Source organism: Pseudomonas sp. yb_9, assembly GCF_043103635.1.
GTDB lineage: Bacteria > Pseudomonadota > Gammaproteobacteria > Pseudomonadales > Pseudomonadaceae > Aquipseudomonas > Aquipseudomonas monteilii.
Window position 1 is genome coordinate 37,746 of record NZ_JBICKA010000051.1, and the last position, 24,949, is coordinate 62,694.

Sequence of the window (24,949 nt, forward strand, 5' to 3'; positions counted from 1 at the left end):
CGGGCAGCGAATGGCGACCAAGGATGTACACAGGGGAACGGATGGGCAGGGGCAGAAATTAACGGGTCATGTCTTGAGAGGTGTGACGCCTGGGAGATCGAGCGCCGCCCGCGCGGCGCATCGCCGGCAAGCCGCCTCCCACATTTGTTTCGGGCCAGTTATTCCTGAGACAGAGACGCGCGGCCTTAGAACTGAAAAATACAGATACTAATTACGTTTCGCATTTGACAATCATTATCATTCTGAATAGCTTGTCGCACGTCGTAGGAAGCTTCCCAGCCTTGGGTGCCTCCTTTCCCCTCTGTGACAAGGTGATTTCCATGGCGGAACAACTATCCACAAGTAAGTGCGATTCACCATTACTGCAGGCCTTCGTCGACAACCGCAGCATCCTGGTCAAGATCGCTGCGCGCATTACCGGCTGCCGCTCGCGCGCCGAAGATGTGGTGCAGGACGCCTTCTTCCGGCTCAGCGCCGCCCCGCAGATCACATCGTCGTTCAAGGCGCAGCTCAGCTACCTGTTCCAGATCGTGCGCAACCTGGCGATCGACCATTACCGCAAGCAGGCGATGGAGCTGAAATACTCCGGCAGCGAGGAGGAAGGCCTGAATGTGGTCATCCAGAACGCCTCGCCCGAAGCCACGCACATCAACCTCGCTGCGCTGGATGACATTGCCGAGGCACTGAACGAGCTGCCGCAGCGCACCCGCTACGCCTTCGAGATGTACCGCTTGCACGGCGTGCCGCAGAAGGACATCGCCAAGGAGCTGGGCGTGTCGCCGACACTGGTCAACTTCATGATCCGTGATGCACTGGTGCATTGCCGCAAGACGGCCAATCGCCAAGGTTGATCTTATGGGGCCGCTAAGCGGCCCCATGACCCTCAAGCCAATCTGCAGCGATCGAAGAAGCGCTCCCGCCCCAGAATCATCAACGCCGCCCGCTTGTGCGGGAAGTCGAACTCCTTGTCGCAATGGAAGCACTGGTCCTGCATGTAGCCGATCATCTTGCCGTTGTCGGCACGCGGCTCGGCCACCACCCGTTGGGTACGCGGGTCATCCAGAAACAGGTAGTGCACCAGCGCCGACAGCCAGCTGGCGACCTTGTGTGGCCCGCGATGGCTCTCTTCCCCTACCAGCATGTGGATGCCACGGTCGTAATCATCGGCCGGGTAGAACGGTGCAATACGGTCTTCCTTGGCCCAGTACGCCTCGAAGTAGGCAAACGGCTCATCATCGAAGCAGCCGATCAGCGTCAGGGTGTGCGGGTCGGCTTCGAGTTTGTCCAGGTATTCGCGGTGCTGCGCCAGCGTACCGCCCTCCTGCCAGAACGCCTCTACCCGTGGGTTGTTCTGCCAGCGGTTGAAACGCTCCAGGTCGTGCTCGATCTCAAGGGTGCGCAACGACACCCAGCTTCCCAGGCGCGCATCGAAGCGCCGGTACACCTCACCACGCGGCTTGGGTGCGCGGCGTGGGTGGCGTTTGCCGTTGCTGATCTGCATCTGCTGCGGGTACACCGCCGCCATCGACTCCCCCAGCCAAGGCTGTGGCAACTGCCAGAACAACGCCCGCTCGCACAGGTATTGGCCAGGCTGCTCGCCCACCCGCAGCAAACCACAGGCCAGCGCCTGAGGCTGTGGCTCGGGCAAGTGCCAGACCAGGCGCTGGCAGGCCGTGTCTCGAGACAGCAACCAGTAGCAGGCAGCCCACAAGGCCTGGTACGGGCGCTCGGGGCAAAGACGGTCCAGGTGAACATGCAAGGCGGCACCGGCCTCCAGGCGCACCTGGATCAACGGTTGGCCTTCAAGGGTAAGGCTCAGCCAGCCGCCCCCCTCCTCGGCACTGAGGTGGCGCCAGCGTGGCGGTGACGGGGGCTGCGAAGCGGCATCGAACGGCATGGGCTTGACTCACGAAAATGAAGAAAAGGCTCACTGCTGAGAACGTTGCCGTGGCGCGTGAATTTAGTCTTTCGGGGCCAAGACGGTGATACGGTAAGGCTCGAAGATCCGGGCCAGCTCACCGCTGTCACGCAGGTCTCGCAGCAGGCCGGCGAACGACTGCTGGCCGATAGGCGCCCCCGGGCGCAGCAAGGCGTAGTGGTGATACACCTGATCAATGCGCTGCGAGGGCACAAGCTGCGCCTTGCTGGCCGGGTTGCGCGCCATGAAGTCACTGAGGTAGGAGCGCGTGACCAGGGCGATGTCGGCGCGGCCGGCCTGCACCATCAGCAGGTTGCTGTCATGGGAGTAGGTCAGGGTCGCGTTGTACGCCTTGCGCAGGTAGTCCGGGTCGGGGTTGAAGCGGGCGAACGCGTAATGGTAGCCGTTGAACAAGGCCAGGCGTTTGCCGCGCAGGTCGTCGAAGTAATGCGGGTCACGGCCATTGGCCTGGCGGGCGACGAACACTTCGGCATCTTCCAGGCCCATGTCCACGGTCTGGTGGGCAATCTGCTCCCAGCCCCATTGCGGGTTCTCGAAAATGGCCATGTCGGTGCGGCCCTGCTGGAAGTCACCAAAACGCCGCTGGATGGACGTGGGCACCAGGACGAAGTGGTAAGCCTGTTGCAAGCGGTTGAGCGCGTCGACCAATTGCGGCAGCAGGCCGGTGTCGGCCCCCTGTTCGGGGCGCACCGTGTAAGGCGGGAAGTGCGCAGCGCCGATCTTCACCTCGACGGCATCTGCGGCCCATGCCGGCACCGCCAGCCAGTACACGGCCAGCAGCATCAGGGAGGACAGGGCCTTGAGGCCGGGCGCTGGAGTCAAGACGGACACTCATCACGGTTCATGCCTGGGTCCGTCTAAGCTAGGCGTTTTCCCTTGACGGCACAACTGCCGGTTCCCATCTTTGTGCCAAAGCAGGCGGCAAAATGCCATAGGGTGCCGTATGCCCCGACATTGGCTACGCTCTAGCAGGATCTGCAAGGGAGCCTGGTATGGGCCATTGGTTGGTGATCGACCTGGAAGCCACCACCGACGATGGTGGGTGGCCGGTCACAGAGATGGAAATCATTGAAATCGGCGCAAGCCTGGTCACCCGCGAAGGCCGCGAGGTTGACCACTTCCAGCGTTTTGTGCGGCCACGGCGGCGTCCGCAGCTTACCCCGTTCTGCCGTGAGCTGACGCACATCAGCCAGGCCAGCGTGGACGGCGCCGCACCGTTTCACGAGGTGTGGGCAAGCTTCGAGCGCTGGCTCGGGCACCACCGTGGGCAGCTTCAGGCCTGGGTCAGCTGGGGCGACTACGACCGCCAGCAACTGCACCAGGAATGGCAGCAGCACGGGCTCGACAGCCTGCTGCGCACCCTGCCGCACATCAACCTCAAACAACGGTTTGCCAAAGCCCGTCACCTGCAACGCCCCACGGGTTTGAACGGGGCCTTGCAACTGGCCGGCATGCACTTTTGCGGGCAGCAGCACAGGGCGCTGGAAGACGCGCGCAATACGGCGCGGTTGCTGCCGCTGACGCTCCCCGCCAATGGCCCCTGAAAGCAGATGACGCAGGCAATGGGCTTGGGCATACTGGCCAGCCATTTTTCATCACCCTGTTCAGGAGTCGCCCATGTTCCAGGTCAACGAGTACTTCAACGGCACCGTCAAGTCGATCGCATTCACGGGCGAAGAAGGCCCGGCCACTGTCGGCGTGATGGCCCCGGGCGAATACGAGTTCGGTACCGCCAAACGCGAGATCATGCATGTGGTGTCGGGTGCGCTGACCGTGAAGCTGCCAGGCAGCGACAACTGGGAAACCTTCAAGGCGGGCGACAAGTTCAATGTACCGGCTGACAGCAAGTTCCAGCTGCAGGTGAAAGTGGATACCGCTTACCTGTGCGAGTACCGCGACTAAGCGGTAGCCCGTTCCGGCCTCTTCGCGGGCTCGCCCGCGAAGAATCCAGCACTAACCCTTCAGGAATGCCGCAACCTTTTCAGCCGCCGTCTGCAAATGCTGCTCATGGCTGAACCCCGAAGCCTTCAACGGCTTCAGGTCATGGTCCCCCGCCACTAGCCAGCTCACTTCGATCGACGGCGGCAACGCATACCCTGCCACCGCCTCACGGTTGCCCAGCGCATCGCGCTCGCCCTGCACGATCAACGTCGGTGTTTTCAACCCGGTCAGGTGCTCCACGCGCGGCTTCTCAGGTTTACCCACCGCGTAAAAGGGATAGCCCAGGCACACCAGTGCATCCGCACCCAGTTCGTCGGCCAGCAGGCTGGCCATGCGCCCGCCCATGGACTTGCCACCCACCGCCAACCTGCCCGCGACCAAAGGTCGCACCTGCCGGTACACCTCGCGCCAGCATTCCAGTAACACCTTCTGCGGGTTCGGCGGCCGCTTGCCACCGGTAACCCTGCGCTCGGCCATGTACGGAAACTCGAAGCGCACGACCGCCACCCCAAGCGCCGCAAGCCTTTGCGCCATTTCGTCCATGAACCCGCTGTCCATCGGCGCACCTGCGCCGTGGGCCAGGATCAGGCAGCCCTTGTAGCCGTCCTTACCCTGAACCTGTGGAGGATCGCAGCGCAAGCCTGGGACATTTCCGACCTTCGCCCATTGATCCCCGTCAATACCGGCACTTTGCCCATTAATCATGCTTGCCTCGCTGTAAAGCCTGCCAAATAACCGTGGATGGGAACCCATACATGAACACAACCAGCAGTACCGCCTATAACTACAAGGTGGTCCGCCAATTCGCCATCATGACGGTGGTGTGGGGAATCGTCGGGATGGGGCTCGGCGTCTTCATCGCCGCCCAGCTCGCCTGGCCTTCCCTCAACTTCGACCTCCCCTGGACCAGCTTCGGCCGCCTGCGCCCCCTGCATACCAATGCGGTGATCTTCGCTTTCGGCGGCTGCGCGCTGTTCGCCACCTCCTATTATTCGGTGCAACGCACCTGCCAGACCACCCTGTTCGCACCGGGCCTGGCCGCGTTCACCTTCTGGGGCTGGCAACTGGTGATCCTGCTGGCGGCCATCAGCCTGCCGCTGGGCTACACCAGCTCCAAGGAATACGCCGAACTGGAATGGCCGATCGACATCCTGATCACCATCGTCTGGGTGGCCTACGCCATCGTGTTCTTCGGCACGCTGATGAAGCGCAACACCAAACACATCTACGTGGGTAACTGGTTCTTCGGGGCCTTCATCCTGACCGTGGCGCTGCTGCACATCGTCAACAACCTGGAACTGCCAGTCAGCCTGACCAAGTCGTATTCGGTATACGCCGGCGCTACCGATGCCATGGTGCAGTGGTGGTACGGCCACAACGCGGTAGGCTTCTTCCTGACTGCGGGCTTCCTGGGGATGATGTACTACTACGTGCCCAAGCAGGCCGAACGCCCGGTGTATTCCTATCGCCTGTCGATCGTGCACTTCTGGGCGCTGATCACACTGTACATCTGGGCCGGCCCGCACCACCTGCACTACACCGCCCTGCCCGACTGGGCGCAATCGCTGGGCATGGTGATGTCGCTGATCCTGCTGGCACCGAGCTGGGGCGGCATGATCAACGGCATGATGACCCTGTCGGGCGCCTGGCACAAACTGCGCAGCGACCCGATCCTGCGCTTTTTGGTGGTGTCCCTGGCGTTCTACGGCATGTCCACCTTCGAAGGCCCGATGATGGCCATCAAGACGGTCAACGCCCTGTCCCACTACACCGACTGGACCATCGGCCACGTGCACGCCGGCGCCCTCGGCTGGGTGGCGATGATCTCGATCGGCGCGCTGTACCACACCATCCCGAAAGTGTTCGGCAAAGAGCGCATGTACAGCCTCGGCCTGATCAACGCGCACTTCTGGCTGGCCACCATCGGCACCGTGCTGTACATCGCCTCGATGTGGGTCAACGGCATCGCCCAGGGCCTGATGTGGCGCGCGGTCAACAGCGACGGCACGCTCACGTACTCGTTCGTGGAAACCCTGGTGGCCAGCCACCCAGGCTTTGTCGTGCGCTTCGTCGGCGGCGCGATCTTCCTCAGCGGCATGTTCCTGATGGCCTGGAACACCTGGCGCACCGTGCGTTCGCCAGCGCTTGATGTCGCCCCTGCGAACGCCCAGTTGGCTTGAGGAGAAACGCCTGATGAAACATGAAGTCATCGAGAAAAACGTCGGCCTGATGGCCCTGCTGATGGTGTTCGCCGTCAGCATCGGCGGCCTGACCCAGATCGTCCCGCTGTTCTTCCAGGACGTCACCAACAAGCCGGTGGAAGGCATGAAGCCCTACACCGCGCTGCAGCTGGAAGGCCGCGATATCTACATCCGCGAAGGCTGCGTGGGCTGCCACTCGCAGATGATCCGCCCGTTCCGCGCCGAAACCGAGCGCTACGGCCACTACTCGGTAGCCGGTGAAAGCGTATGGGACCACCCGTTCCTGTGGGGCTCCAAGCGCACCGGGCCAGACCTGGCCCGCGTGGGCGGCCGCTACTCGGACGACTGGCACCGCGCGCACCTGTACAACCCCCGCAACGTGGTACCGGAGTCGAAGATGCCGTCGTACCCGTGGCTGGTCGCCCAGCAGGTCGACAACAGCCACACCGACACCAAGATGCGCACCCTGCGCACCCTGGGCGTGCCGTACTCCGACGACGACATTGCCGGCGCCCGCGACGCGGTCAAGGGCAAGACCGAGATGGACGCGCTGGTCGCCTACCTGCAGGTGCTCGGCACCGCGATCAAGAACAAGAGGTGAGTGCGATGGAACTGGACATCGGCATGATCCGCGGCCTGGGCACCCTGGTGGTGATGATCGCCTTCATCGGCCTCTCGCTGTGGGTATTCAACCGCCGCCGCGACCGTGATTTCGCCGAAGCGCGCCTGCTGCCCTTCGTCGACGACCGCCTGCCCCCTGCCGGGCAGGAACCTGCTGCAAAAAGGAGTAACGGGCAATGACCACCTTCTGGAGTACGTACATCAGCGTACTAACCATCGGTAGCCTGATTGGCCTGACCTGGCTGTTGCTCGCCACCCGCAAGGGCGAGAGCAAGAACACCACCGACCAGACCATGGGCCACAGCTTCGACGGCATCGAGGAGTACGACAACCCGCTGCCCAAGTGGTGGTTCTGGCTGTTCGTCGGCACCTTGGTGTTCTCGGTCGGCTACCTGATCCTCTACCCGGGCCTGGGCAACTGGAAAGGCATCTTGCCGGGTTATGAAAACGGCTGGACTGGCGCCAACGAATGGCAGAAGGAAATGGACAGGGCCGATGCCAAATTCGGCCCGATCTTCGCCAAGTACGCTGCCATGCCCGTGGAAGAAGTCGCCAAAGACCCGCAAGCGCTGAAAATGGGTGGCCGCCTGTTTGCCTCCAACTGCTCGGTGTGCCATGGCTCGGACGCCAAGGGTGCCTTCGGCTTCCCCAACCTCACCGACAAGGACTGGCGCTGGGGCGGCGATGCGGAAACCATCAAGGCGTCGATCATGAACGGCCGCCATGGTGTGATGCCGGCCTGGGCCGAGGTGATCGGCGAGCAGGGTGTGGCCGATGTGGCCGCGTACGTGCTGACCAGCATGGACGGCCGCACCCTGCCGGAAGGCGCCAAGGCCGACCCGGCCAAGGGCAAGGAGATCTTCGCCGGCAACTGCGTGGCCTGCCACGGACCGGAAGGCAAAGGCACTCCCGCCATGGGCGCGCCAGACCTGACCCACCCGCAGGCGTTCATCTATGGGTCGAGCTTTGCCCAGTTGCAGCAGACCATTCGTTATGGTCGCCAAGGGCAGATGCCGGCGCAGGCCGAGATCCAGGGCAACGACAAGGTGCACCTGCTGGCGGCTTATGTGTATAGCCTGTCGCAGGATGGCGCTGCTGAAACTGTGACCGCCAAATGAGTTCGCCGAGAGGGATTCGGCGCCTGTGAGACCGAGCGCCGCCCGCGCGGCGCATCGCGAGCTGCGCTCGCTCCTACGTCTGTTTCGGGCCAATTATTCCTGGGGGATTTGCGCGCGAACGCCTTGGCGCATGGCGTAATATCGGGTCGTACAAACAAGGCGGTCGCGCGCGCCTGTAACAGGCGTTACTGGCCCGAAGCAAACGTAGGAGCGAGCGCAGCTCGCGATGCGCCGCGCGGGCGGCGCTCGATATCCGCCCCACCACAACACGAAAGCCTTACCCCCACCCTACCCCCTCCTTGCACCCCCTCCGAACAGAACTAAGCTTGTTGCCTCAGTGGGCTTCGCTCCGAAAGGACCGATGCAGACGCGGCGCATAGCCTGTCGCCGTCCCGATAAAAAGCCTGACCGATCGATCAGAAAAAGATGGAAAACGGTACACATTACAAATATTTATTTGTGTACAATCGTCCGGACCCGATCGCTGCGGGACATCAGCGAACGGGCTCGGACACGGGTCGGCGTACCAAAGTTGCGTTGCGGTAACCCTGATGGTTATCAATACTGGCGCCGATTTTTCGACCAACAAGAACATTAAAACCGTGGAACCTTAGCATGAGCACAGCAATCAGTCCGACTGCTTATAACTATAAGGTCGTCCGCCAGTTCGCCATCATGACGGTGGTCTGGGGGATCCTTGGCATGGGCCTCGGCGTCTTCATCGCCTCGCAGCTGGTATGGCCGCAACTGAATCTGGACCTGCCCTGGACCAGCTTCGGCCGCCTGCGCCCGCTGCACACCAACCTGGTGATCTTCGCCTTCGGGGGCTGCGCGCTGTTCGGCACCAGCTACTACGTGGTGCAGCGCACCTGCCAGACCCGGCTGATCTCCGACAGCATGGCGGCCTTCACCTTCTGGGGTTGGCAGGCGGTGATCGTCGGCGCGCTGATCACCCTGCCGATGGGCTATACCACCACCAAGGAGTACGCCGAGCTCGAATGGCCGCTGGCGATCCTGCTGGCCATCGTCTGGGTGACCTACGGGTTGGTGTTCTTCGGCACCATCGTCAAGCGCAAGACCAAGCACATCTATGTCGGCAACTGGTTCTACGGCGCCTTCATCGTGGTGACCGCGATGCTGCACATCGTCAACCACATCTCGCTGCCAGTGAGCCTGTTCAAGTCGTACTCGGCGTACTCCGGCGCCACCGACGCGATGATCCAGTGGTGGTACGGCCACAACGCCGTGGGCTTCTTCCTCACCACCGGCTTCCTGGGGATGATGTACTACTTCGTGCCCAAGCAGGCCGAGCGGCCGATCTACTCGTATCGCCTGTCGATCGTCCACTTCTGGGCGCTGATCACCCTGTACATCTGGGCCGGCCCTCACCACCTGCACTACACCGCCCTGCCTGACTGGGCACAGTCGCTGGGCATGGTGATGTCGATCATCCTGCTGGCGCCAAGCTGGGGCGGCATGATCAACGGCATGATGACCCTGTCGGGCGCCTGGCACAAACTGCGCACCGACCCGATCCTGCGCTTTTTGGTCGTTTCGCTGGCGTTCTACGGCATGTCCACCTTCGAAGGCCCGATGATGGCCATCAAGACCGTGAACTCACTGTCGCACTACACCGACTGGACCATCGGCCACGTCCACGCCGGCGCCCTCGGCTGGGTGGCCATGATCTCGATCGGTGCCGTGTACCACATGATCCCGAAACTCTACGGCCGCGAGCAGATGCACAGCATCGGCCTGATCAACGCGCACTTCTGGCTCGCCACCATCGGTACCGTGCTGTACATCGCCTCGATGTGGGTCAACGGCATCACCCAAGGCCTGATGTGGCGCGCCATCAACGATGACGGCACCCTCACCTACTCCTTCGTCGAAGCCCTGCAGGCCAGCCACCCTGGCTATATCGTCCGCGCCCTGGGCGGTGCGTTCTTCGCCAGCGGCATGCTGCTGATGGCCTACAACGTGTTCCGTACCGTACGTGCCGCCAACCCGGCACAGGCCGAGGAAGCCGCCAAGATCGTCGTTGTGGGAGCGCACTGATGAAGCATGAAGCCGTCGAGAAGAACATAGGCCTGCTGGCCTTCTTCATGGTCATCGCCGTGAGCGTCGGTGGCCTGACCCAGATCGTCCCGCTGTTTTTCCAGGACGTCACCAACAAACCCGTTGAAGGCATGAAGCCGCGCACCGCGCTGGAAGTGGAAGGCCGCGACATCTACATCCGCGAAGGTTGCGTGGGCTGCCACTCGCAGATGATCCGCCCGTTCCGCGCCGAAACCGAGCGCTACGGCCACTACTCGGTAGCCGGCGAAAGCGTGTGGGACCACCCGTTCCTGTGGGGCTCCAAGCGTACCGGGCCGGACCTGGCCCGCGTGGGTGGCCGCTACTCCGATGACTGGCACCGCGCGCACCTGTACAACCCGCGCAACGTGGTACCGGAGTCAAAGATGCCGTCCTACCCGTGGCTGGTCGAGAACAAGCTCGACGGCAAGGACACCGCGAAAAAACTGGAAGTGCTGCGCACACTCGGCACCCCGTACACCGACGCCGACATAGCCGGCGCGCGTGACGCGGTCAAGGGCAAGACCGAAATGGACGCTATCGTCGCGTACCTGCAGGGTCTTGGCACCATCATCAAAAGCAAACGGTGACGCTGATGGATATCGGGATGATTCGCGGCCTGGGCACCGTCGTGGTGATGGTGGCCTTCGTGGGCCTGGCGCTGTGGGTGTTCAACCCACGGCGTAAAAAGGACTTCGACGAAGCAACCCAACTGCCCTTCGCGGATGACCCCGAGGCCACCCGGCACGTCGAGCAAGCAAAAGCTTCTGGGAGCAAACAACAATGACAACCTTCTGGAGTCTGTACGTTACCGTCCTGACCCTGGGCACCATCTTCTCGTTGACCTGGCTGCTGCTGTCCACCCGCAAGGGGCAGCGCGAAGAAGTGACCGACGAAACCGTCGGGCATGCCTTCGATGGCATCGAGGAGTACGACAACCCACTGCCGAAATGGTGGTTCTGGCTGTTCGTCGGCACCATCATCTTCGCCCTTGGCTACCTGGTGCTGTACCCGGGCCTGGGCAACTGGAAAGGCGTGCTGCCGGGCTACTCGTACCTGGACAACGAAAAGCAGACCGAGTTTTCCAACGGCCAGCCGGGCTGGACCGGTGTGCACGAGTGGGAAAAGGAAATGGCCAAGGCCGACGCCCGCTTCGGGCCGATCTTCGCCAAGTTCGCCGCCATGCCCATCGAGGACGTGGCCAAGGACCCGCAGGCGCTGAAAATGGGCGCACGGCTGTTCGCCTCCAACTGCTCGGTGTGCCACGGTTCCGACGCCAAGGGTGCCTTCGGCTTCCCTAACCTCACCGACAACGACTGGCGCTGGGGCGGTGAGCCCGACACCATCAAGACCACCATCATGGGCGGCCGCCACGGCGTGATGCCGGCCTGGGCCGAGGTGATCGGTGATCAGGGCGTGGCCGACGTGGCGGCGTTCGTGGTCAGCAAGCTGGATGGCCGCACCCTGCCGGAAGGCGTCAAGGCCGATGCCGAGAACGGTCAGAAGATCTTCGCAGCCAACTGCGTGGCCTGCCACGGGCCGGAAGGCAAAGGCACACCGGCCATGGGCGCACCGAACCTGACCCACCCGCAGGCGTTCATCTACGGGTCCAGCTTTGCCCAGCTGCAACAGACCATCCGTTATGGTCGCCAGGGGCAGATGCCGGCGCAGGAACAGTTGCAGGGTAATGACAAGGTGCACTTGCTGGCGGCTTATGTGTACAGCCTGTCGCATCAGGACCAGGCGCCGGCCAAGACCGAGTAAGCAGGCCTGGCCTCTTCGCGGGCAAGCCCGCGAAGAGGCCAGCACTGACAAAGGTTTTCCACCGCCAGACTGACCTGGATCAATTGACACCCGCCATAACACGATTCACACCACAAACCCAACGCGACTAAAGGTCGCAGTGCGACCCCATACCGCCATCAGCGGCGTATCATGGGCCGTAGAGCGCTAGCAGATTGCGCGAGACTGCGGCCGGCACGCACTGGCCGCGGCGTTTCTCCACTGCCGTGGGACTTGATGATGAGCAAGCAAATTCCGGTACATGACGTCACCCCGCCTGCCAGCAAAGGGAAGGATTCCGTCGACCTCTACGCCTCCCGGGAAAAGATCTACACCCGCGCCTTCACCGGCCTGTTCCGCCGCCTGCGCATGGTCGGTGGTGCCGTGTTGTTCCTGCTCTACTTCGGCACCGTATGGCTGAACTGGGGTGGTCACCAGGCCGTATGGTGGAACCTGCCCGAGCGCAAGTTCTACATTTTCGGCGCCACCATCTGGCCGCAGGACTTCATCCTACTGTCGGGCATCCTGATCGTCGCCGCCTTCGGCCTGTTCTTCATCACCGTGTTCGCCGGCCGGGTGTGGTGCGGCTACACCTGCCCGCAAAGCGTGTGGACATGGATTTTCATGTGGTGCGAAAAAGTCACCGAAGGCGACCGCAACCAGCGCATGAAGCTCGACAAAGCCCCCATGAGCGGCAACAAGTTCCTGCGCAAATTCGCCAAGCACAGCCTGTGGCTGCTGATCGGTTTCGTCACCGGCATGACCTTTGTGGGCTATTTCTCGCCCATCCGCGAACTGGTCATCGAATTCTTCACAGGCCAGGCCGATGGCTGGGCCTACTTCTGGGTCGGGTTCTTCACCCTCGCCACCTACGGCAACGCCGGCTGGCTGCGCGAACAGGTGTGCGTTTACATGTGCCCCTACGCCCGCTTCCAGAGCGTGATGTTCGACAAGGACACACTGATCGTTTCCTACGACCCGCGCCGCGGCGAAACCCGCGGCCCGCGTAAAAAGGATGCCGACTACAAGGCACAGGGGCTGGGCGACTGCATCGACTGCACCATGTGCGTCCAGGTCTGCCCTACCGGCATCGACATCCGTGACGGCCTGCAGATCGAGTGCATTGGCTGCGCCGCGTGCATCGACGCCTGTGACGGCATCATGGACAAGATGAACTACCCCAAAGGGCTTATCAGCTACACCACTGAACACAACCTGTCCGGGCAGAAGACCCACATGCTGCGCCCGCGCCTGATCGGCTATGCCGTGGTGCTGCTGGTGATGATCATCGGCCTGGCCACCGCCTTCGCCACCCGCTCGCTGGTCGGCTTCGACGTCAGCAAAGACCGCGTGCTGTACCGCGAGAACGCCCAGGGCAGGATCGAGAACGTGTACAGCCTGAAGGTGATGAACAAGGACCAGCGCGACCACGTCTACGTACTGGACGCCGCCGGCCTGCCAGACCTCAAGCTTGAAGGCCAGCGCGAGATCCGCGTGGCTGCCGGTGATATCGTCAGCCTTCCGGTGCAGCTGTCGGTGGCCCCCGAGAAGCTGCCCTCGACCACCAACGAAATCACCTTCATCCTTAAAAGCGCCGACGACAGTGACGCCCAGGTTGAAGCCAAGAGCCGTTTCATCGGCCCACAGATCCGCTAAGAGAGATAACGCACAATGCCTGTCGCCACCGCCGCCAGCCCCTGGTACAAGCACCTCTGGCCCTGGATCATCATCGGCATCCTCACCACCTCGGTGTGCCTGAGCCTGACCATGGTCAGTATCGCCGTGAACAACCCGGACAACCTGGTGAACGACAACTACTACGAGGCCGGCAAGGGCATCAACCGCTCGCTGGACCGTGAACTGCTGGCGCAGCAGTTGGGGCTGAAGGCCAGCGTGCACCTGGACGAGCTCACCGGCGAAGTGGACCTGCGCCTGACCGGCAACAGCGGCCCGCAGAGCCTGGAGCTGAACCTGATTTCGCCTACCCAGCCAGAGAAAGACCGCAGAGTGCTGCTGAGCCGGGTTGAAGCAGGGCGTTATGTGGGGCAACTGGAGGACAAGGTGGAGGGGCGGCGCTTTGTTGAGCTGCTGGGGAGCGAAGGTGGCCAGGTGTGGCGCTTGTTCGAAGAGGAAAAAGTGGAGCATGGGGTGACCTTGCAGCTGGGTGACGAAGCGCTGCAAGGTGCTGAACACCAATAACTGCACCACCACCGCCCCTTGTGGGAGTAACTGTCTTGCACAAAAACTAGAAGTTGGCGCGATCACTGTGGAAGCGGGCTTGCCCGCGAACACGGACGAAGCCCGTGCCATCCACCGCGTCGCCTGCTTCGCGGGCAAGCCCGCTCCCACAGGTAATGTGTATCGCTCGCGAAATGTGTAAGGCAATGATGTGATGACCCAGCCCACCCCCTGCTACCACTGCGCCCTGCCCGTCCCCGCTGGCAGCCGCTTCACCGCCGTGGTCCTTGGCCAGCCTCGGCAGTTCTGCTGCCCCGGTTGCCAGGCGGTGGCCGAGTCGATCGTTGCCGGTGGCCTGGAGCACTACTACCAGCACCGCAGCGACAACAGCGCCAACCCCGAAGCCTTGCCCAAACAGCTGCAAGACGAGCTGGCCCTGTACGACCGTAGCGACGTGCAGCAAAGCTTCGTGCGCCACCAGGGCGAGCTGGCCGAAACCACGCTGCTGGTCGAAGGCATCAGCTGCGCCGCCTGCGGCTGGCTGATCGAAAAGCACCTGCGCAACCTGCCCGGCGTCGCCGAAGTCCGCCTGAACCTGTCCAACCACCGTCTGCTGCTGAACTGGGACGACAAGCAACAGCCGCTCTCGCGCCTGCTGGCCGAGCTGCGCCAGATTGGCTACGCCGCCCACCCCTACCAACCCGACCAGGCCGCCGAACAGCTGGCCCGCGAAAACCGCAGCGCCCTGCGCCGCCTGGGCGTGGCCGGGCTGCTGTGGTTCCAGGCGATGATGGCAACCATGGCCACCTGGCCGGAATTCAACATCGACCTGTCGCCTGAACTGCACACCATCCTGCGCTGGGTGGCGCTGTTCCTCACCATCCCCATCGTGTTCTACAGCTGCGCACCGTTCTTCAAAGGCGCAGCACGCGACCTGCGCACCCGCCACCTGACCATGGACGTTTCGGTATCGCTGGCCATTGGCCTGGCCTTCGGCGCCGGCATCTGGACCGCCATCACCGGCAGTGGCGAGCTGTATTTCGACACCGTGGGCATGTTCGCCCTGTTCCTGCTCACGGGCCGCTACCTGGAGCGCCGCGCCCGCGAACGCACTGCCGCCGCCACCGCGCAACTGGTCAACCTGCTGCCGGCCTCGTGCCTGCGCCTGGACGCCCTCGGCCGCAGCGAACGCATCCTGCTCAGCGAACTGCAATGCGGCGACACGGTGCAAGTACTGCCGGGCGCCGTGATCCCCGCCGACGGGCGCATTGTCGAAGGCCGCTCCAGTGTGGATGAATCGCTGCTGACCGGCGAATACCTGCCACAACCGCGCCGGGTGGGCGAACGGGTCACCGGCGGCACGCTGAACGTCGAAAGCACGCTGAACGTGGAGGTTGAAGCACTGGGCCACGATTCGCGGCTGTCGGCCATCGTGCGCCTGCTGGAACGCGCGCAAACCGAAAAACCACGCCTGGCCGAAATCGCCGACCGGGCCTCGCAGTGGTTCCTGCTGTTCTCGCTGCTGGCCGCCGTGGCCATTGGCTTGTGGTGGTGGTATCTGGACCCAGCACGGGCGTTCTGGATCGTGCTGGCGATGCTGGTAGCCACCTGTCCCTGCGCGTTGTCCCTGGCCACGCCAACGGCGCTGACCGCCGCCACCGGCACCCTGCACAAGCTCGGCCTGCTGGTCACCCGTGGCCATGTGCTGGAAGGCCTGAACCAGATCGACACGGTGATTTTCGACAAGACCGGCACACTGACCGAAGGCCGCCTTACCCTGCGCAGCATCCGCCCACTCGGCAGCCTGCCCGCCGACCGCTGCCTGGCCCTGGCAGCCGCGCTGGAAAACCGCTCCGAACACCCCATCGCCCGCGCCTTTGGCCGCACCGCCACACCCGCGGATGATGTGCAGACCGTACCCGGCCTGGGCCTGGAAGGCCTGGTGGACGGCCAGCGCCTGCGCATTGGCCAGGCCACCTTCGTCTGTGCCCTGAGCGGCGCGGAGATCCCCGGCGTGCCGGAACCGCGCGGCCAGTGGTTGCTGCTGGGTGACCGCCAGGGGCCGCTGGCCTGGCTCGGCCTGGACGACCGACTGCGCGACGATGCGCCTGCCCTGCTCGCCGCCTGCAAGGCCCGGGGCTGGCGTACGCTGCTGCTGTCGGGCGACAGCTCGCCGATGGTCGCCGAAGTGGCCGCGCAGCTGGGTATAGACCAGGCCATTGGCGGCCTGCGCCCGGACGACAAGCTGGACCGGCTGAAAGCGTTGCAGGCAGCCGGAAGCAAGGTGCTGATGCTGGGTGACGGGGTCAACGACGTGCCAGTACTGGCCGCCGCCGATATCAGCATCGCCATGGGCAGTGCCACGGATCTTGCCAAGACCAGCGCCGATGCGGTGCTGCTGTCCAACCGCCTTCAGGCACTGGTGCAGGCCTTCGACCTGGCCCGCCGCACCCGCCGCAACATCCTCGAAAACCTGCTATGGGCATCGCTGTATAATGGCCTGATGTTGCCGTTTGCCGCGCTCGGCTGGATTACCCCGGTTTGGGCCGCCATCGGCATGTCGGTCAGCTCGCTGATCGTGGTGCTCAATGCCCTGCGCCTGACCCGCATGCACCCGGCAGCGGCCTTGCCGAACACCGAAACACCCCTGCCCGGGAGGAAGTCGCCATGCCCGCCCTCTATGTCATGATTCCCGCCGCTTTGCTGCTGGTGGGCGTGGCCGTGTACATCTTCTTCTGGGCGGTGGACAGCGGCCAGTACGACGACCTTGAAGGCCCCGCCCATAGTATCCTCTTCGACGACCAGGACCCGCGCCACCAGGCGGCGGTAAAACCTGACGACGCCCCGGCCGACACCGACAAGGAACCACCGCCCCGTGCCTGACCTGCTTCCCCTGCTGGGCTCGGCACTGGTCCTTGGCCTGCTTGGCGGCGGCCATTGCCTGGGCATGTGCGGCGGCCTGATGGGCGCACTGACCCTGGCCATCCCGCCCGAACAGCGTGGCCGGCGTTTGCGCCTGCTGCTGGCGTACAACCTCGGGCGCATTACCAGCTATGCCTGTGCCGGCCTGCTGCTGGGCCTGGCTGGCTGGGCCGTGGCCAGCAGCCCGGCAGCACTGGCACTGCGGGTGCTGGCGGCACTGCTGCTGATTGCCATGGGGCTGTACCTGGCCGGCTGGTGGAGCGGGCTGACCCGCATCGAAGCGCTGGGCCGGGGGCTGTGGCGGCACATCCAGCCGGTCGCTTCGCGCTTGCTACCGGTATCCAGCCTGCCCCGGGCATTGTTGCTGGGCGCGCTGTGGGGGTGGCTGCCGTGCGGGTTGGTGTACAGCACCCTGTTGTGGGCGGCCAGCCAGGGCAACGCCGGGTATAGCGCGGCGTTGATGCTGGCATTCGGGGTGGGGACGTGGCCAGTGCTGCTGGCTACCGGGTTGGCAGCAGAGCGGGTAAACGCTTTGTTGAGACGGCGCAGTGTGCGGGTGGCTGGCGGGGTGTTGGTGATGCTGTTTGGGGTGTGGACCTTGCCCGGGCCGCACCAGCATTGGCTGATGGGGCATTGATGGGGCCGCTTTGACGCCCCGATGCCCTTGATACAAATCAACACAGTTTCCTACAGACGGCCATAGACTCCGGTGCACTGCTGCTCTTTCCGGGGACCGCCCTCATGCTCGACGACCTACGTTGGGATACCGACCTGATCCGCCGCTACGATCTGGCCGGACCACGCTACACCTCTTACCCGACCGCCGTGCAACTGCACAGCGAGGTGGGCTCGTTCGACCTGCTCCATGCCCTGCGCGAGAGCCGTCGAGCCGTGCGCCCGCTGTCGCTGTACGTGCATGTGCCGTTCTGCGCCAACATCTGCTACTACTGCGCCTGCAACAAGGTCATCACCAAGGACCGCGCCCGCGCTGCGCCCTATTTGCAGCGCCTGGAGCAGGAAATCCAGCTAATCGCCTGCCACCTGGCCCCTAAACAACGTGTTGAACAGCTGCATTTCGGCGGCGGCACGCCGACCTTTCTCAGCCATGTGGAACTGCGCCAGCTGATGGCCACCCTGCGCCAGCACTTCCACCTGCTGGACGACGACTCTGGCGACTACGGCATCGAAATCGACCCCCGCGAAGCCGACTGGTCGACCATGGGCCTGCTGCGCGAGCTGGGTTTCAACCGTGTCAGCCTGGGCGTGCAGGACCTGGACCCTGCCGTGCAGCGTGCGGTCAACCGCTTGCAAAGCCTTGAGCAAACCCGCACCTTGATCGAAGCCGCACGCACGTTGCAGTTCCGCTCGGTCAACCTCGACCTGATCTACGGCCTGCCCAAGCAAACCCCGGAAGGCTTTGCCCGCACCGTCGAAGAGGTGATCCGCTTGCAGCCCGACCGGCTGTCGGTGTTCAACTACGCCCACCTGCCCGAGCGCTTCATGCCGCAGCGGCGCATTGACAACAACGACCTGCCCAGCGCGGCGGCCAAGCTGGAGATGCTGCACGCCACCATCGACCAACTGACCGCCGCCGGTTACCGCTACATCGGCATGGACCACTTCGCCCTGCCCGACGACGAGCTGGCCATTGCCCAGGAGGAAGGCACCCTGCAGCGCAACTTCCAAGGCTACACCACCCACGGGCACTGCGACCTGATTGGCCTGGGCGTGTCGGCCATCAGCCAGATCGGCGACCTGTACTGCCAGAACAGCAGCGACCTCAACACCTATCAGGACAGCCTGTCCAACGCCCAGCTGGCCACCCAGCGCGGCCTGCTGTGCAACCACGACGACCGTATCCGCCGGGCCGTGATCCAGCAGCTGATCTGCCATTTCGAGCTGGACTTCGAGCCGATCGAACAGGCCTTCACTATCGATTTTCGCGGCTACTTCAACGACCTCTGGCCCGAGCTGCTGACCTTGCAGCGCGACGGCCTGATCAGCCTGGACGACAAAGGCATCCGCATCTTGCCGGCGGGCCGCTTGCTGGCACGCTCGGTGTGCATGGTGTTCGACGCCTACCTGGCCATGCAAAACCGCCAGCGCTTCTCGCAGGTGATCTGAAAACCGAGGCGTTCAACCGCATGGACAAGTTTCCTTGCCGGGCACACTATGGGCACACAAGGACTCCCGGCAGGGCACCTGCCGGGGTTTCGCCAGTGCGCACCAAAAACGCGCACACTGGCCTACACCCTGTGTCGTAGGTTACCCTTACGACTTATGTGTGCTTTCCCACAAGGATCGATTCAAATGTCCGAGCCAGTCAAACTGCGCCCACACAACCAGGCCCACTGCAAGGACTGCAGCCTGGCCCCCCTGTGCCTGCCTCTTTCGCTGAACCTGGAAGACATGGATGCACTGGATGAAATCGTCAAACGCGGCCGCCCGCTGAAAAAAGGCGAGTTCCTGTTCCGCCAGGGTGACAATTTCGGCTCGGTCTACGCGGTACGTTCCGGCGCCCTGAAAACCTTCAGCCTCAGCGACAGCGGCGAAGAGCAGATTACCGGCTTCCACCTGCCCAGCGAGCTGGTCGGGCTGTCGGGCATGGACACCGAGGCCTACCCGGTATCGGCGCAGGCTCAGGAAACCACTTCCGTGTGCGAGATTCCCTTCGAGCGCCTCGACGAGCTGTCGGTACAGCTGCCGCAGCTACGCCGCCAGCTGATGCGGGTGATGAGCCGGGAAATCCGCGACGACCAGCAAATGATGCTGCTGCTGTCGAAAAAAACCGCCGACGAGCGCATTGCCACCTTCCTGGTCAACCTGTCGGCACGCTTCCGCGCCCGCGGCTATTCGGCCAACCAGTTCCGCCTGAGCATGTCGCGCAACGAAATTGGTAATTATCTGGGCCTGGCGGTGGAAACCGTTTCGCGGGTGTTCACCCGGTTCCAGCAGAATGGCCTGATCCGCGCCGAAGGCAAGGAAGTGCACATTCTCGACCCGATCCAGCTGTGTGCGCTGGCCGGTGGTGCAATCGAGGCCTGAGGCCAGCGTTTAGCGGGTATACTTGGGCATTCGTTTTCCCAGGATGCCCGCAACAATGCACAGCGACACCTTCGACCTCAAAGCCCTCATCCGCCCGGTAGTGGACTTCCCCAAGCCAGGCGTGATCTTCCGCGACATTACCCCGCTGTTCCAGTCGCCGCGCGGGCTGCGCTATGTGGCCGACCAGTTCATCGAGCGCTATGTCGAGGCCGAGTTCAGCCACATTGGTGCCATGGATGCGCGGGGCTTTCTGATTGGTTCGATCATCGCCCACCAGCTGAACAAGCCGCTGATCCTGTTCCGCAAGCAAGGCAAACTGCCGGCTGACGTGCTGAGCGAGGGCTACCAGACTGAGTACGGCGAGGCCTTCCTGGAAGTGCACGCCGACAGCCTGTGCGAAGGTGATTCGGTGTTGATCTTCGATGACCTGATTGCCACGGGCGGAACGCTGCTGGCGGCGGCCAACCTGGTACGTCGTACCGGGGCGCAGGTGTTCGAGGCGGCGGCGATCATTGACTTGCCAGAGCTGGACGGGTCGCGCCGGTTGCAGGCGGCTGGGGTGCCTACCTTCTGCCTGACCGAGTTTTCCCTCAGCGAATACTGAGTTGGCTTCCGGGGCTGCTTTGCAGCCCCGGCAATTTCAAATCAGAGCGAAATCGGCCGCCGCCCCGCAAAGGCATGGGCCAATGTCCCGCCATCCACCATCTCCAGCTCGCCACCCAGCGGCACGCCATGGGCAATCCGCGAAGCCACCAACCCCTTCTCAGCCAGCAACTGCGCAATGTAATGCGCTGTCGCCTCCCCTTCCACCGTCGGGTTGGTCGCCAGGATCACCTCGGTAAAGGTGCCCTGTTCCTCGATACGCGCCATCAGTTGCGGAATGCCAATCGCCTCCGGCCCCAGGCCGTCCAGCGGCGACAGGTGGCCCTTGAGCACGAAGTAACGGCCACGGTAGCCGGTCTGCTCCACGGCATACACATCGGTCGGCCCCTCGACCACGCACAGCTGGGTGTCATCACGGCGCGTGTCGGCGCATTGCGGGCACAGCTCCTGCTCGGTCAGGGTACGGCACTGACGGCAATGGCCAACACCTTCCATGGCCTGGGTCAACGCTTGGGCCAGGCGCAGCCCGCCACTGCGGTCGCGCTCGAGCAGTTGCAGGGCCATGCGCTGGGCGGTTTTCTGGCCGACACCGGGCAGAATACGCAGGCCGTCGATCAGTTGGCGGATGAGGGGGCTGAAGCTCATGAGAAAGGCCTGACAATTCAATAAGAGGCGGTTTATACCCAGCGGGGGCAGTGGCGTCAAATCAGTAGACCGCGCCCTGGCTGAAATCTTTGCAAAAAAAAACCGCCGCTGGATTCAGCGGCGGTTTTCGGTATCGCAATGCCCTTAGAACGGCATCTTGAAGCCCGGCGGCAGTTGCATGCCAGCCGTCATGCCGCCCATCTTTTCCTGGCTGCTCTGCTCAACCTTGCGCACCGCGTCGTTCAGCGCGGCGGCGATCAGGTCTTCCAGCACTTCTTTGTCGTCCTCGTCGGTCGACATCAGGCTCTGGTCGATGCTGACACGCTTGACGTCGTGACGACCGGTCATCACCACGCTCACCAGGCCACCACCGGACTGGCCGGTGACTTCAGCGTTGGCCAGCTCTTCCTGCATCTTCTGCATCTTTTCCTGCATCTGCTGGGCCTGCTTCATCAGGCCGGCCATGCCACCTTTCATCATGGGGGTATACCTCGATTGGGTCATGTGATGCGGCCCGGCGCAGGGCCGGCCGCATGGTTATCCGTTACTGGCCCTGATTGGCCAGGGCCTCTACAGGCTCAATAGTATCCTGCCGCACCTTGGCACCGAACAACTTGATCATCTGCTGGATCAACGGATCCTGCTCGATCGAGGTGACCGCGTCCTGCTGGCGTTCGGCGCGCTTGCGCGCGGCGGCCTGGGCCGGAGTCTCCTGCTCGGGCAGGATCAGCTCGATGCGCAGGTTCAGCGTGCGCCCCAGGTGCTGGTTGAGCGCTTCGTTCAGGCGTCGCTGCTGGGTAGTGTTGAACAGCGCGCCTTGACCTGGATCCAGGTGCAGCAGCCAGTCGTCGCCTTCTGCACTGATCAGCGTACAGTTTGCCGCGATGTTGCCTGTCATCCCGGACACAGGCAACTGCGGGAATAATTCGAGCCATTGCAGGGCCAGGCCGGTGGCCGGCTTGGCCGCTGGCAGCGGCTGGGCTACCGGCTTGGGCGCTTCCTCCTGGATGTGCTCGGCCAGTTCGTCCAGGTAACTGAAACCGACCGGGTCACTTTCACCGCCGTAATAGTCTTCGTCCAGGGGAGGCTCATCGTCCCGGTCCATGCCTACGGCGGAGTAGGCGGACGGGTCGAAAGGCGGTTCATCATCATGGGCCGGGGCGGCCTGCTGGATTGGAACTGCGGGCGCAGGTGCGGGCACTGGCTCAGGTTGCGCCACCACCGCTGCCGGCGGTGCTGCGGGCTCTTCCCATGGCAGGTCGATCACCTCTACCGCTGGCTCGGACTCGGGTTCGGGCTCAACCACAGGAACAGGCTCAGGCTCAACGGCCGCAGCAGGTTCGGCCGCAGGCTGAGGCGGCGGCTCGACTGGCGCGGGGGCCTGAACGGGTGGCGCAGCAGGTTCTACCACAACCGTTGGCGGCGCCACGGCAACTACAGGCGCTGCCACTGGTTTTGCAGAATCAGCTGTGGCCTGGCTGATCCCCACTGGCTTTAGCACCGGTTTCGGTGCGTCGTCGGTATCGGCCGGGCGGAACGCCAGCATGCGCAGCAGCACCATTTCGAAGCCGCCACGCGGGTCCGGGGCCAACGGCAGGTCTCGGCGGCCGATCAGGCCCATCTGGTAATAGAACTGCACGTCTTCGGCCGGCAGCGCCTGAGCCAGCGCCAGCACCCGCTCGCGATCGCCCTGGCCGTTGTCCACGGCCTCGGGCAGCGCCTGGGCAATGGCCACGCGGTGCAGCACATTGAGCATTTCAGCCAGCACGCCGGCCCAGTCCGGGCCCTGTTCGGCGAGGTTGCGCACGGCCTCTAGCAAGGCCCGGGCATCACCTTCCAGCAAGGCCTGCAGCACGCCATAGACCTGACCATGATCCAGGCTGCCAAGCATCGCCCGCACATCAGCGGCCAGCACTTTGCCTTCGCCAAAGGCGATGGCCTGGTCGGTCAGGCTCATGGCGTCACGCATCGAACCATCGGCCGCGCGGCCCAGCAGCCACAGGGCATCCGGTTCGAACGGCACGTTTTCGGCAGCCAGTACGTGGCTGAGGTGCTCCACCACACGCTCCGGGCTCATGTTCTTCAGCGAGAACTGCAGGCAGCGCGACAGGATGGTGGCCGGCAGTTTCTGCGGGTCGGTGGTGGCGAGGATGAACTTGACGTAGGGCGGCGGCTCTTCCAGCGTCTTGAGCAAGGCATTGAAGGAGTGCGTCGAGAGCATGTGCACTTCGTCGATCAGGTAGACCTTGAAACGCCCACGGCTCGGGGCGTACTGCACGTTGTCGAGCAGTTCGCGGGTGTCTTCGACCTTGGTACGGCTGGCGGCGTCGATTTCGATCAGGTCGACGAAACGGCCTTCGTCGATCTCCCGGCACACCGAACAGGTGCCGCACGGCGTGGAGGTGATGCCGGTTTCGCAGTTAAGGCACTTGGCGATGATACGGGCGATGGTCGTCTTGCCCACACCGCGGGTACCGGTGAACAGGTAGGCGTGGTGCAGGCGCTGGTTGTCCAAGGCATTGATCAAGGCCTTGAGCACATGGGCCTGGCCGACCATTTCGCGGAACGAGCGCGGACGCCATTTACGTGCAAGAACCTGATAACTCATCGAAAAACCATCGTTGCCTGATAGAGCGGAAGAGCGCTAATGCTAGCGGAGCGGGGGCAAAATTGCACCCTACGCGAATCGTCTAAGCTTTGAGGCAGGTGCGTTGTTCAGGGAGGATACGCCTTTGCGAAGTTTGCTGGCCCTACTGCTGCTCTGGCCCATGCACAGCCTGGCTGAACAGCCCGTGCTGCGCTTCTCCGTTGCAGAGAGCTGGAGCATGCCGCTGGTCCGCATCGAAGGCGACCAGCCGGTGGAAGGCCTGGTGTATGACCTGATACAAGCGCTGGCCAGGGAAGTGGGCGTACGCCCCCAGTATCACGTCATGGCCCGCCTTCGCCTGCAGGAGGCCATGAACAACGGCGATATCGATGTACGCTGCTATGTCAGCACCCAGTGGTTCAATGACCGCCCCGGGGATTTTGTCTGGAGTATCCCGCTGATACACCAGCGTGACGTACTGGTAGGCCGTGTGGGCGACAGCAGCCCCATGCCCCCGGAACAACTGCCGCCCCAAGCTATTGGCACGGTGCTGGGCTACACCTACTCGACCCTGCAACCGCTGCTGGATCAGGGCCAGTTGCGCCGTGAAGACAGCCGCAGCCAATTGCTGGTGCTGCAGAAGTTACAGGCTGGGCGCTATCGGCATGCGGTCAGTAACCAGCTGTCGTTGCAGTGGTTTAACCAAGGGTTGCCGGCTGATCAGCAGTTGCAGGTGCTGGCGGTGCTGGAGGAACAGGATCTGGGGTGCATGGTGCGTAGCGATCCGGGGTTACCGACCCAAGGGCTGCTGCGGGCGCTGGTGAGGATGAAGCAGTCGGGGGAGATCGAGCGGATTGTGCAGCGGTATGGGGGAGCAGGGCTTTCAGGGGATTCAGTGGCTCAACCTTGATCTGGGGAGGGCTGACGGGTGTACGCCGATGGTTTTTTATTGCCTGTGAGACCGAGCGCCGCCCACGCGGCGCATCGCGAGCTCCTACGTTTGTTTCGGGCCAATTTTTCCTATGGGATTTGCGCGCGAACGCCTTGGCGCATGGCGCGATATCATGTCGTACAAACCAGGCGGTCGCGCGCACGTGCCACAGGCGTTACTGGCTGGGAACAAACGTAGGAGCGAGCGCAGCTCGCGATGCGCCGCGCGGGCGGCGCTCGATCTCACAGGCGCCAAACAACCCAAGCCAAACACCCCGCAGCCATCACGCAATCACATGCCAACGCTCAGCACCTATAACCCCACCGCCGCTCAACTGCCAAAGCGACAGCATCCGCCTGC

Annotated in this window: 26 protein-coding genes; 20 read left to right on the forward strand and 6 right to left on the reverse strand. The window is 63.4% G+C overall.

Going from position 1 to position 24,949, the window contains the following annotated elements:
• The first annotated feature begins 320 nt into the window (after positions 1-320).
• Positions 321-851 (forward strand): RNA polymerase factor sigma-70, encoded by a 531-nt coding sequence (locus tag ACF8MI_RS14435; protein WP_016711688.1) that lies wholly within the window; start codon positions 321-323, stop codon positions 849-851.
• A 32-nt stretch (positions 852-883) separates the two neighbouring features.
• Here ACF8MI_RS14435 and ACF8MI_RS14440 read toward each other — a convergent pair whose 3' ends face one another.
• Together ACF8MI_RS14440 and ACF8MI_RS14445 are read right to left on the reverse strand one after the other, a co-directional pair.
• Positions 884-1,897 carry a GNAT family N-acetyltransferase gene (locus tag ACF8MI_RS14440; protein WP_200928662.1) on the reverse strand — a complete coding sequence of 338 codons (1,014 nt, stop codon included), beginning with the start codon at positions 1,895-1,897 and terminating at the stop codon, positions 884-886.
• Positions 1,898-1,960: 63 nt separating this feature from the next.
• Positions 1,961-2,761 (reverse strand): ABC transporter substrate-binding protein, encoded by an 801-nt coding sequence (locus tag ACF8MI_RS14445; RefSeq protein WP_060501196.1) that lies wholly within the window; start codon positions 2,759-2,761, stop codon positions 1,961-1,963.
• 170 nt (positions 2,762-2,931) lie between these two features.
• On the opposite strand from ACF8MI_RS14445, the gene ACF8MI_RS14450 reads away from it, so the two are divergent.
• Positions 2,932-3,483 carry an exonuclease domain-containing protein gene (locus ACF8MI_RS14450; protein WP_060501198.1) on the forward strand — a complete coding sequence of 184 codons (552 nt, stop codon included), beginning with the start codon at positions 2,932-2,934 and terminating at the stop codon, positions 3,481-3,483.
• 73 nt (positions 3,484-3,556) lie between these two features.
• Positions 3,557-3,841 (forward strand): pyrimidine/purine nucleoside phosphorylase, encoded by a 285-nt coding sequence (locus tag ACF8MI_RS14455; protein WP_060501200.1) that lies wholly within the window; start codon positions 3,557-3,559, stop codon positions 3,839-3,841.
• 51 nt (positions 3,842-3,892) lie between these two features.
• On the opposite strand, the gene ACF8MI_RS14460 is transcribed toward ACF8MI_RS14455, so the two are convergent.
• Positions 3,893-4,585, reverse strand: coding sequence for an alpha/beta family hydrolase (locus ACF8MI_RS14460; RefSeq protein ID WP_233458191.1), 693 nt, complete (start codon positions 4,583-4,585; stop codon positions 3,893-3,895).
• 50 nt (positions 4,586-4,635) lie between these two features.
• Between ACF8MI_RS14460 and ccoN (ACF8MI_RS14465) the strand changes: the two genes are divergently transcribed.
• The 16 genes from ccoN (ACF8MI_RS14465) (at position 4,636) to ACF8MI_RS14540 (ending at position 20,427) form a co-directional block, all read left to right on the forward strand.
• Positions 4,636-6,060 carry a cytochrome-c oxidase, cbb3-type subunit I gene (gene ccoN, locus ACF8MI_RS14465; RefSeq protein WP_016488335.1) on the forward strand — a complete coding sequence of 475 codons (1,425 nt, stop codon included), beginning with the start codon at positions 4,636-4,638 and terminating at the stop codon, positions 6,058-6,060.
• Positions 6,061-6,073: 13 nt separating this feature from the next.
• Positions 6,074-6,682, forward strand: a complete 609-nt coding sequence (ccoO, locus tag ACF8MI_RS14470; protein WP_060501205.1) for a cytochrome-c oxidase, cbb3-type subunit II — start codon at positions 6,074-6,076, stop codon at positions 6,680-6,682.
• Between the two features lie 5 nt (positions 6,683-6,687).
• Positions 6,688-6,882 (forward strand): cbb3-type cytochrome c oxidase subunit 3, encoded by a 195-nt coding sequence (locus tag ACF8MI_RS14475; protein WP_016711696.1) that lies wholly within the window; start codon positions 6,688-6,690, stop codon positions 6,880-6,882.
• Positions 6,879-7,820: a cytochrome-c oxidase, cbb3-type subunit III gene (gene ccoP, locus ACF8MI_RS14480; RefSeq protein WP_104834258.1), complete on the forward strand. Its 942-nt coding sequence runs from the start codon at positions 6,879-6,881 to the stop codon at positions 7,818-7,820. The genes ACF8MI_RS14475 and ccoP (ACF8MI_RS14480) overlap by 4 nt, the downstream gene beginning before the upstream one ends.
• A gap of 615 nt (positions 7,821-8,435) precedes the next feature.
• Positions 8,436-9,878, forward strand: coding sequence for a cytochrome-c oxidase, cbb3-type subunit I (gene ccoN / locus ACF8MI_RS14485; protein ID WP_003254284.1), 1,443 nt, complete (start codon positions 8,436-8,438; stop codon positions 9,876-9,878).
• Positions 9,878-10,486, forward strand: a complete 609-nt coding sequence (ccoO, locus tag ACF8MI_RS14490) for a cytochrome-c oxidase, cbb3-type subunit II (protein ID WP_016488340.1) — start codon at positions 9,878-9,880, stop codon at positions 10,484-10,486. The genes ccoN (ACF8MI_RS14485) and ccoO (ACF8MI_RS14490) overlap by 1 nt, the downstream gene beginning before the upstream one ends.
• Before the next feature lie 5 nt (positions 10,487-10,491).
• Entirely contained in the window at positions 10,492-10,683 is a 192-nt protein-coding gene (locus ACF8MI_RS14495; protein WP_003254287.1) for a CcoQ/FixQ family Cbb3-type cytochrome c oxidase assembly chaperone, read from the forward strand.
• Positions 10,680-11,660 carry a cytochrome-c oxidase, cbb3-type subunit III gene (gene ccoP / locus ACF8MI_RS14500; RefSeq protein WP_060499659.1) on the forward strand — a complete coding sequence of 327 codons (981 nt, stop codon included), beginning with the start codon at positions 10,680-10,682 and terminating at the stop codon, positions 11,658-11,660. The genes ACF8MI_RS14495 and ccoP (ACF8MI_RS14500) overlap by 4 nt, the downstream gene beginning before the upstream one ends.
• Before the next feature lie 258 nt (positions 11,661-11,918).
• Positions 11,919-13,334 (forward strand): cytochrome c oxidase accessory protein CcoG, encoded by a 1,416-nt coding sequence (gene ccoG, locus ACF8MI_RS14505; protein ID WP_060499658.1) that lies wholly within the window; start codon positions 11,919-11,921, stop codon positions 13,332-13,334.
• Between the two features lie 15 nt (positions 13,335-13,349).
• Positions 13,350-13,877: a FixH family protein gene (locus ACF8MI_RS14510; protein ID WP_060499657.1), complete on the forward strand. Its 528-nt coding sequence runs from the start codon at positions 13,350-13,352 to the stop codon at positions 13,875-13,877.
• Positions 13,878-14,070: 193 nt separating this feature from the next.
• Positions 14,071-16,545: a heavy metal translocating P-type ATPase gene (locus tag ACF8MI_RS14515; RefSeq protein ID WP_104834257.1), complete on the forward strand. Its 2,475-nt coding sequence runs from the start codon at positions 14,071-14,073 to the stop codon at positions 16,543-16,545.
• Positions 16,524-16,739: a cbb3-type cytochrome oxidase assembly protein CcoS gene (gene ccoS / locus ACF8MI_RS14520; RefSeq protein ID WP_021783040.1), complete on the forward strand. Its 216-nt coding sequence runs from the start codon at positions 16,524-16,526 to the stop codon at positions 16,737-16,739. The genes ACF8MI_RS14515 and ccoS overlap by 22 nt, the downstream gene beginning before the upstream one ends.
• A complete protein-coding gene (locus tag ACF8MI_RS14525; protein WP_027615219.1) occupies positions 16,732-17,415 on the forward strand; it encodes a sulfite exporter TauE/SafE family protein in 684 nt (227 codons plus the stop codon). Before ccoS ends, ACF8MI_RS14525 begins: the two co-directional genes overlap by 8 nt.
• Positions 17,416-17,519: 104 nt before the next feature.
• A complete protein-coding gene (gene hemN, locus ACF8MI_RS14530) occupies positions 17,520-18,902 on the forward strand; it encodes an oxygen-independent coproporphyrinogen III oxidase (RefSeq protein WP_104834256.1) in 1,383 nt (460 codons plus the stop codon).
• A 186-nt stretch (positions 18,903-19,088) separates the two neighbouring features.
• Complete coding sequence (fnrA, locus tag ACF8MI_RS14535) at positions 19,089-19,823, forward strand: Crp/Fnr family transcriptional regulator FnrA (RefSeq protein WP_016711709.1); 735 nt, start codon at positions 19,089-19,091, stop codon at positions 19,821-19,823.
• Positions 19,824-19,878: 55 nt separating this feature from the next.
• The gene (locus ACF8MI_RS14540) at positions 19,879-20,427 is read left to right on the forward strand and encodes an adenine phosphoribosyltransferase (RefSeq protein ID WP_016711710.1); all 549 of its coding nucleotides are present in this window, start codon (positions 19,879-19,881) and stop codon (positions 20,425-20,427) included.
• A gap of 41 nt (positions 20,428-20,468) precedes the next feature.
• Here the strand turns inward: ACF8MI_RS14540 and recR are convergent, their stop codons facing one another.
• The 3 genes from recR to dnaX all read right to left on the reverse strand — a co-directional run bounded on the left by recR (position 20,469) and on the right by dnaX (position 23,679).
• Positions 20,469-21,071 carry a recombination mediator RecR gene (recR, locus tag ACF8MI_RS14545; RefSeq protein ID WP_027609459.1) on the reverse strand — a complete coding sequence of 201 codons (603 nt, stop codon included), beginning with the start codon at positions 21,069-21,071 and terminating at the stop codon, positions 20,469-20,471.
• A gap of 144 nt (positions 21,072-21,215) precedes the next feature.
• Positions 21,216-21,551 (reverse strand): YbaB/EbfC family nucleoid-associated protein, encoded by a 336-nt coding sequence (locus tag ACF8MI_RS14550; RefSeq protein ID WP_003254305.1) that lies wholly within the window; start codon positions 21,549-21,551, stop codon positions 21,216-21,218.
• Between the two features lie 64 nt (positions 21,552-21,615).
• Positions 21,616-23,679, reverse strand: coding sequence for a DNA polymerase III subunit gamma/tau (gene dnaX / locus ACF8MI_RS14555; RefSeq protein ID WP_156867831.1), 2,064 nt, complete (start codon positions 23,677-23,679; stop codon positions 21,616-21,618).
• 124 nt (positions 23,680-23,803) lie between these two features.
• Between dnaX and ACF8MI_RS14560 the strand changes: the two genes are divergently transcribed.
• On the forward strand, positions 23,804-24,568 hold the full coding sequence (locus tag ACF8MI_RS14560) for an ABC transporter substrate-binding protein (RefSeq protein ID WP_082426413.1): 765 nt from the start codon (positions 23,804-23,806) through the stop codon (positions 24,566-24,568).
• Positions 24,569-24,949: the final 381 nt, after the last annotated feature.